Below are 8,587 nucleotides of genomic sequence, written 5' to 3'. Positions count from 1 at the left end.
ATCTAAAGAATAGGTATCTTTAACCAAATCGTATATAAAGCTAAAGTCAATTGCTTGATCTATTTTCCTAACCAAATGATCCTCTGGTACCAGATCCTCTATTGATACTAATTCAACTTGAGTTCTCACATCTTCCTTACGCTTTGTTAACATATTTCTCCCCTCACAAGATATTTATTACAATATCTATTATACAAAAAAAGCTTGTAGATTTGTCTAAATAAAGACTTTGTCTACAAGCTGAAAGGTGGGAATAATCCCACCTTTTTGATTATCAACTTATTTGACAGCGCTTTCTAAAATGATTGTAACTGGACCATCATTTGTAAACTCAACGTCCATCATTTCACCAAAAATTCCAGTTTCAACATGAATTCCTTTTTCTTTTATCACTTCATTGAGACGCTGATACCATTTATTAGCCACCTCTGGCTTCGCCGCATTCATAAAATTAGGTCTTCTTCCCTTTCTGGCATCACCATATAAAGTGAATTGAGAAACTGAAAGTACACTACCTTTAACATCAAGTAGTGAAAGATTCATCTTTCCTTGCTCATCTTCAAATATCCTCAAATTGACTATTTTATCAGCAATATATTGTATGTCCTTTTCGTCGTCATCGTGGGTAACACCTACCAAAATCATCACGCCATAATCAATAGCTCCAACAACTTGATTATCAACATATACTTTGGCATTTTTTGCCCTTTGCAACACTACTCTCAATTGAAATTCCCCTTTTTAACCAGAATATATTACTGCATAATCCTTCTTACAGAATAAACATCTTTAACTCGTTTAATTCTTTCAACTACTGCATGTAAATGTTCAGTGTTATTAATTAGAACCGTCATCAGAATAGTAGCCATTTTATTCTTATCTGACCTTCCTGAAACAGCAGTCATATTTGTCTTAGTTTCAGATACAGCCTGAAGAACTTCGTTTAATAATCCTCTTCTATCCACACCTTTAACCTCAATATCAGCTGTATATGATTGATCTAACGCGGCATCATCCCATTCAACTACAATAAGTCTTTCCTTATAATCTGCAACTTTAACATTTGGACAATCTGCACGATGGATAGAAACCCCTCTTCCTCTTGTTATAAAACCAATAATTTCATCACCTGGAACAGGGTTACAACATCTTGAAAACCTCACTAACAGATTATCCACCCCTTTAACTTTGACACCAGTTGCCATCTTCTTTTTCTTGTTAGATAAGGGTTGACGATAATCATGTTCTTGTATTGAAATTTTTTCAATTTCTCTTTTAGCTTTTTCTGTTAATCGAGTAACGATTTGTGCAGCAGTAATTCCACCATAACCAATTGCCGCCATCATATCTTCTTCATCATTAAAATTAAATTTAGCTGCAATTTCTTTCAAAAGCTCAGGTGTCATAAATTCTGAAGGTTCAAAACCTTGTTTCTGGAGTTCTCTCTCAATACTTTCCCTACCCTTTCCTACATTTTCACTTCTTTTTTCCTTTTTAAACCACTGTTTAATCTTGGATCGAGCATGGGAAGATTGGGCGATTTTCAACCAATCTTGACTAGGACCATAGCTATGTTTAGAGGTAAGGATTTCCACGATATCTCCTGTTTTCAATTCGTAGTCCAACGGAACGATTTTTCCATTTACTTTGGCTCCAACACAGTGGTTCCCTATTTCTGTATGGATACGGTAAGCAAAATCTAACGGAACCGAACCGTATGGTAATTCAATAACGTCTCCCTTAGGCGTGAAAACAAAGACAATATCAGAAAATAAATCCATCTTAAGAGATTCCATGAACTCTCTAGCATCACGATAGTCATCTTGCCATTCTAGAATTTCTCTAAACCACGAAAGTTTTTCTTCAAATGACCCTTCTAGCTGAGCTTTACCTTCTTTATATGCCCAATGAGCAGCAATCCCATATTCTGCCGTGTGATGCATTTCAAAAGTACGAATTTGAACCTCTAACGGTTCTCCCTTTGGACCAATCACTGTAGTGTGTAAAGATTGATACATATTGGCCTTCGGCATAGCAATATAGTCTTTAAACCTTCCAGGCATCGGTTTCCAAAGAGTATGAATCGTTCCTAAGACTGCATAACAATCTTTTATAGAATCTACTATCACCCTAACAGCTAAGAGATCATAAATTTCATTAAATTCCTTGTTTTGTCCAATCATTTTACGATATATGCTGTAAATATGTTTTGGACGCCCCGAAATCTCAGAATTAATCCCTAATTCTTCCAATCGATCTCGGATCATTTCGATTACTTTATTCAAATATTCTTCACGTTCGGCTCTCTTCTTTTTCATCAAATTGGCAATGCGATAATATTGTTGGGGATTAATATATCTGAGTGCTATGTCTTCTAATTCCCATTTGATTGTGGAAATACCAAGTCGATGGGCCAAAGGTGCAAAAATTTCCAAGGTTTCTTGGGCTGTACGACGTTGCTTTTCTTCGGGAACGTGCTTTAGCGTCCTCATATTATGCAAACGGTCTGCCAATTTAATCAAGATGACTCTAATATCCTTAGCCATTGCCACGAGCATCTTACGGTGATTCTCCGCTTGTTGCTCTTCTTTCGATTTATATTTAATCCTTCTTAACTTCGTAACACCATCAACTAATCTCGAAACTTCTGGCCCAAATTTTTCCTCTATCTCCTCTAAAGTGACTTCAGTATCTTCAACTACATCATGTAACAGACCTGAAACCACTGTAACCACATCTAATTGTAAACCTACCAATATCTCTGTTACTTTAATAGGATGAATAATGTAAGGTTCGCCGGAACGTCTGATTTGACCTTCATGAGCATTCTTTGCAAATTGATATGCTTTTCTAATCAAATCAACATCGTCTTTTGACATGTATTCACTTGCTTTATTAATTACTTCTACTATCTCATTTTCCATATGCTCACCTTTACATTCTAGTAATTTTAATTATTTCTATTTATTATCTTCTATTTGTAGCATCTTGTAAAGTTGATAAGAAAAAACCCAACATTTGTTTGCTGGGTTTACTGCTTCCAATAATTTCAAACAACCAACGTCGAATTAGTATTTAACTAATGAAAAAACATCAATATCTTTTAACTTATCTCGACCTTTTAGATAACTTAATTCAATTAAGAATGCAGCACCGACAATCTCCCCGCCTAATTTTTTTACCAATTCTACCGTTGTTTGTATAGTACCGCCAGTAGCTAAAAGATCATCAGCAATCAACACTTTCTGTCCCGGTTTGATAGCATCTTTATGCATAGCCAAGGCGTCCTTGCCATATTCTAAATCGTAACTTGCTTCTATGGTTTCTGCAGGTAATTTACCTTTTTTGCGAATTGGCACAAATCCGACTCCTAAGGCATATGAAAGTGGAGCTCCAACTACAAACCCCCTTGCTTCTGGCCCTGCTATTAGGTCAATATCTTTATTCTTAGCAAATTCAGCTAATTCATCAATTGCACTTTTATACGCTTGACCATCTTTAAGTAAAGTTGTTATGTCCTTAAATGAGATTCCAGGCTGAGGGAAATCTGGAATTACCCTTATTAAACTTTTATAATCCATAATTACATCCTCCTAAGACTATGTTTACTTACTATAATATTGGTTAATAAACCATGTTTTAAGCTTATAATGATTAGAATACAAAAATAATTGCCTTACTTCTTCCTGTTCTATATAGCGTCGATATAACGAAGAATGAATTAAATCTTTTTTCTTCGGATTAGGATTAACAGTAATTCGTTTTTCGTTTACCGTTATAAAACCTAATTCCTCAAATATATTAAGCACAAATTCAATAACATTTGAATCAATCTCAAATTTATTAAAATAATGTTCGATATTAGTTTTAGTTATCAATGAAGAGTTCTCTTTTAATGCCAAATATACTTGTTTAAATAAATTCCGATTTACTTTCATTGGAAATGATAATTTGTCATCAGAATTGAAAATATAATAAATTCTTTCTAATTCCGGGATTGCCTTTAAGGTTTTTATCATTACATCAACCGAAGGTGGTAAATCTACAAAAACAACTGATCTTAAGTTATACTCTTTAAGTTTATGCCAATCATCATAAGGAAACGTTAAATAATCACCAGTTTGTTCTGTAAAACCCTTCAATTTATTACTATATATTAGAGCTGTATCTGTAAATGAGATATCTTTTATACGTTTCATGAGATCACTTTTACGCCAATCAAAAATCTGTAGATATGGAATTTGTAAATCTCTAACGATTATTTGGGGTTTAACTTGTCCCTTCCAGTTATTTAGGGTTAATTCTCCTAAAAGTTGAACCTTGGAAAGTGGAGCAATATCTTTTATTAAATCACTTTTTTTAAAAAATAATGCCTCCATATATTTATTCTTATCTTTTACATTTATTTTTAAATGTTGTTTTTCATTCCCTAATACTGTCAAATCACTTATTTCTGCTTGATTAATTAGTATTCTTGGACTTGGATTCCCCATACCAAATGGTTCCATTTGCTCGATTTGCTTGATCAATTCTAAACTAATATCCTGCAAACTACATACAGCATCTACTTTTTCAATTGGGGTAAAATCTTCATCACTTAGCCATTCATCAGCCAGTTTATTTAATCTGGAACGTAAATCCGGAATATTTATTTCGTTAATACTAAGCCCAGCAGCTGCTGGATGTCCACCGTAATGTGGTAAAAGATCCTTGGCAGCCGTTAAAGCCTGGTATATATCATAACCTTCAATACTCCTAGCTGACCCCTTAGCGATCTTGGTTTCTGGATCAATACTTAGGATAATCGTGGGTTTATAGTACTTTTCTAAAATTCGCGAAGCTACAATCCCAATAACGCCAACATTCCAATTTTCTTTAGCAACGATTATAACTTTATCCCGATCCAATCCAATTGTATTTATAATTTGCAATGCCTCGTCAGTAATCTGATCCACAAGAGATTGTCGTTCTTGATTTATCTGATCCAACAGCTTTGCTATCTCTTTAGCTTCCGCCTCATCTTCAGTTATGAATAGCCGAACAGCATGACCAGCTGTATCTAATCTTCCACTGGCATTTATTCTTGGAGCAATGATATAGCCGATATGTCCAGCCGTCACCTTTTTATTTGCTAATCCATTTTCTCTTAACAACGCCTTAATTCCAAGATGAGCAGTTTGTTCAAGCTGTTTTAAACCAAGACTTGCGATAATCCGATTTTCATCAACCAGAGGAACTAGATCGGCTATAGTACCGATTGCAACTATATCCAATAATTCAATGGGCATCCTACCTAACAGGGCGTGAGCCAATTTAAAGGCAACACCAACACCAGCAAGCTCTTTGAAAGGATACCCATCACCCGGCCTTTTAGGATTAATTACTGCGAAAGCATCAGGTAAAACAGCAGGAGGTTGATGATGATCAGTAATTATTAGTGTTATACCTAAGTCTTTAGCTAATTCAGCCTCTTTTACTGCGCTTATTCCAGTGTCTACTGTTATTATAACTTTAATTCCATTCCTATAAGCTTCCTCAATTGCATCATGGTTTAGTCCATATCCTTCAGTGAAACGATTAGGAATATAATAGGAAAAATCAGCATCCAAAATTGACAAAACTTTAAGTAGTAACGTAGTACTCGTGACACCATCAGCATCGTAATCTCCGTAAATCAATATCTTTTCATTTTTCAGGATCGCTTGATGGATTCTTTCAACAGCCTTTTTCATATCCGCCATTAGGAAAGGATCATACATTAGTGAAGCATCTACTCCAAAATATCGAGAAATAACTTCCTTTTCCTTAAGCCCTCTTTTTGCTAATATCTGAGCAATTAATGGATGGACACCATTATCTCTTACGATTTTTTCAATTTCGTCGGCATCGGTTTCTTGAATATGCCATCGCTTTTTTGCTTTAAGCATTAGTTTCATCCCTTCTACACCGACTTCCATTATAATTTAAAAGTAAGAGGGTGGCAAACTGAATTTAAGATTCTATTTGTGGTTTAAATTTCTTCTTATCCAAATCTTTACCCTTCCATAAAGCCCAAATTGGAGCAGCTATAAAGATAGAAGAGTAAGCACCACTTATTAAACCAAGAACGAGTGCAAGGGAAAAGTTCTTAATTCCCTCTCCACCTAGAATGAAAAGTGCAAGAGCCGTAAAAAGGACTGTCAAAGAAGTATTGATTGAACGAGCCAAGGTTTGATTTAAACTAATGTTGACGATATTTTCAATATCCCTAGCACGTTTTACTTTATTCAGTTTCATATTTTCTCGTATCCGATCAAAAATAACGATAGTGTCATTGATGGAATAACCTACTATGGTTAGAATCGCAGCAATAAATGTTAGATCAACCTCTAACCTTAATAGCGAAAAGATCGCTATTACAAAGAAAGCATCGTGAAAGAGGGCGATAATTGCCGTTACACCAAACCGAAATTCAAAGCGAATTGAAACATAAATAATGATGCCTAATGAAGCCCAAAGGACTGCATAAAAGGCTTTTCTCGCTAATTCTCTCCCGATTGTTGGATCAACCTTACTTTCAATCAGATCAACTTGTTCACCATATTTTGAACGGAACACTTCCTTAATCACTGGTAAAACATCAGAATTAATCGTTTGATCGAATCTTACTACAGCAATTCCATTTTTATTTCCAGCTTGTCTAACTATTGATGGGGTTAGATCAACGTCCTTAATCCCTTGCTCCTTGGCAGCAGTTTCTGCATCTTTTAACAAGCTTCTTATATCCTTCTCAACAAAATTCTGTTCAATGTTAATTTCAATTCGAGTTCCGCTTTTAAAATCTACACCTAAGTTTAATCCGAAAATTAGAAGGGAAACAATCCCTAATAACATTATTACTCCTGAGATAATAAAGTAAATTTTTCGATATTTATAAAAATCAAATTTATAGTTCACTAATCTCTTCCTCCTTTACTCCATATGCTCGTGGATTCGTAACAAGATTCGACTTCACGAAGAGATTAAGCAATAATTTCGAACCATATACTGCTGTAATTAAACTTACGATAATACTAACGATTAAGGTTATTGCAAATCCACGTATCAAACTGGTACCGAAGATATATAATACGATGGCAGCTAAAATTGTGGTAATGTTAGCATCGATAATGGTAGATAAAGATCTTCTTGAACCAGCACGTACCGAAGATAATAAACTCTTTCCACTTTTTAATTCTTCTTTTATTCTCTCATAAGTAATGATATTAGCATCTATCGCCATTCCAACCCCTAATACTAACGCAGCAATTCCTGGTAAGGTAAGAGTAACATGTAATAACCAGAATAGAACTAAAATAAGATAAACATACACAACTAGTGCATAGCTAGCAATAATTCCTGGAACACGATAGTAAAAAATCATAAATAGAAGCACGAAGATTGCACCAATAATTCCTGCTTTGATAGTTAATTCTAAGGCTTTCATTCCCAATGTAGCTCCAACACTTTGGGATTGAAGCTCTTTTAAGTCTAGAGGTAATGCACCAGCATTTAATAAATCAGCAAGCTCTTGCGCTTCTTCAACTGTTTCCTGTCCGGTTATAATGGCATCACCAGTAGAAATTACTTGATTAACAACAGGGTTTGTTATTAATTCCTCGTCTAAATAAATACCAATAGATTGTCCTATGTATTTAGCAGTAATGTCCCTAAATTTATCTGCATCTTTTAGTTTTAAGACAACTACAGGACGTCCTATTTTATCAAGGTCTACACTTGCTCCACCTTCCACCAAGTCAGAACCATCCAATAAGATCTCATTATTCACATTTCTGAAAGTTAGTTTAGCAGGTTTTCCTAGTAACTCTCTAGCAGCATCTTGATCTGGCACACCAGCTAATTGTATTCTAATCCGATCTGTTCCTTCAATTTCAATTCTTGGTTCAGTAACACCAAGAACGTCAATTCTTCTATCAATGGCAGCAGCTGTCTCTTTCAATGCCTGGGTTGTTATCTCTTGACCATCTGTAGGTATTGCTTGATACAACACTTCAAAGCCACCTTGTAAGTCTAAACCTAAAGTTATATTATTCAAAACTGGTTTAATTGTAGCGATCATTAATACAGTTAAAACTACAATGATTGCTATAAATCCTAATAATCGATTTAGACGAATCATTTACCTTTGTCCTCCTTTTTCATTCAATAAAGCTAATAGTGGAGTTATAACTTATTTTTGCCTCCAATTAATATCTTACCATATTTGAGTTAAACAATTATAACCATTTGATAAATTGAAAGGTATTTTTATTTCAATTTCTAATTTCTGATAGGAAAAAGACCTCACATAAAAGTAAGGTCTCAGCTTGTAGACAAAGTCTTTATTTAGACAAATCTACAAGCTTTTTTTGTATAATAAGTATGTAATAAATATCTTGTGAGGGGAGAAACATGTTAACAAAACGTAAGGAAGATGTAAGAACTCAAGTTGAATTAGTATCAATAGAAGATTTAGTACCAGAGGATCATCTAGTGAGGAAAATAGATCAAGCAATTGACTTTAGCTTTATATACGATTTGGTTAAAGATACCTATTCTTTAGATAACG

The 8,587-nt window shown here is 34.5% G+C and carries 6 protein-coding genes and 1 pseudogene; 1 reads left to right on the top strand and 6 read right to left on the bottom strand.

Annotated features, from left to right (window positions below; translation table 11 throughout):
* The 6 genes and pseudogenes from BHF71_RS11630 to secD form a co-directional block, all read right to left on the bottom strand.
* Nucleotides 1-153: transposase (locus BHF71_RS11630; RefSeq protein ID WP_084024111.1), on the bottom strand; the 153-nt coding region annotated here is incomplete at its 3' end.
* Between the two features lie 126 nt (nucleotides 154-279).
* On the bottom strand, nucleotides 280-726 hold the full coding sequence (gene dtd, locus BHF71_RS08040; protein WP_069657155.1) for a D-aminoacyl-tRNA deacylase: 447 nt from the start codon (nucleotides 724-726) through the stop codon (nucleotides 280-282).
* Nucleotides 727-755: 29 nt separating this feature from the next.
* The gene (locus BHF71_RS08035) at nucleotides 756-2,924 is read right to left on the bottom strand and encodes a RelA/SpoT family protein (RefSeq protein WP_069657154.1); all 2,169 of its coding nucleotides are present in this window, start codon (nucleotides 2,922-2,924) and stop codon (nucleotides 756-758) included.
* A 144-nt stretch (nucleotides 2,925-3,068) separates the two neighbouring features.
* Nucleotides 3,069-3,581, bottom strand: coding sequence for an adenine phosphoribosyltransferase (locus BHF71_RS08030; RefSeq protein WP_069657153.1), 513 nt, complete (start codon nucleotides 3,579-3,581; stop codon nucleotides 3,069-3,071).
* A 24-nt stretch (nucleotides 3,582-3,605) separates the two neighbouring features.
* Nucleotides 3,606-5,936: a single-stranded-DNA-specific exonuclease RecJ gene (gene recJ, locus BHF71_RS08025; RefSeq protein ID WP_176717334.1), complete on the bottom strand. Its 2,331-nt coding sequence runs from the start codon at nucleotides 5,934-5,936 to the stop codon at nucleotides 3,606-3,608.
* Between the two features lie 55 nt (nucleotides 5,937-5,991).
* Nucleotides 5,992-8,158 (bottom strand): annotated as a pseudogene (gene secD, locus BHF71_RS12610) (protein translocase subunit SecD).
* A 272-nt stretch (nucleotides 8,159-8,430) separates the two neighbouring features.
* On the opposite strand from secD, the gene BHF71_RS11615 reads away from it, so the two are divergent.
* The coding region (locus tag BHF71_RS11615) for a transposase (RefSeq protein WP_084024145.1) at nucleotides 8,431-8,587 on the top strand (157 nt) is incomplete at its 3' end.

This window comes from Vulcanibacillus modesticaldus (genome assembly GCF_001730235.1).
In the GTDB taxonomy this organism is placed as follows: Bacteria; Bacillota; Bacilli; order Tepidibacillales; family Tepidibacillaceae; genus Vulcanibacillus; species Vulcanibacillus modesticaldus.
This window is presented reverse-complemented; position numbering and strand designations above follow the sequence as displayed.

What these genes read in the sequence shown, in the direction of transcription:
- BHF71_RS08035 (WP_069657154.1), bottom strand. Translation starts at nt 2,924, where the DNA reads ATGGAAAATGAGATAGTAGAAGTAATTAATAAAGCAAGTGAATACATG.
- recJ (WP_176717334.1), bottom strand. Translation starts at nt 5,936, where the DNA reads ATGAAACTAATGCTTAAAGCAAAAAAGCGATGGCATATTCAAGAAACC.
- BHF71_RS08030 (WP_069657153.1), bottom strand. Translation starts at nt 3,581, where the DNA reads ATGGATTATAAAAGTTTAATAAGGGTAATTCCAGATTTCCCTCAGCCT.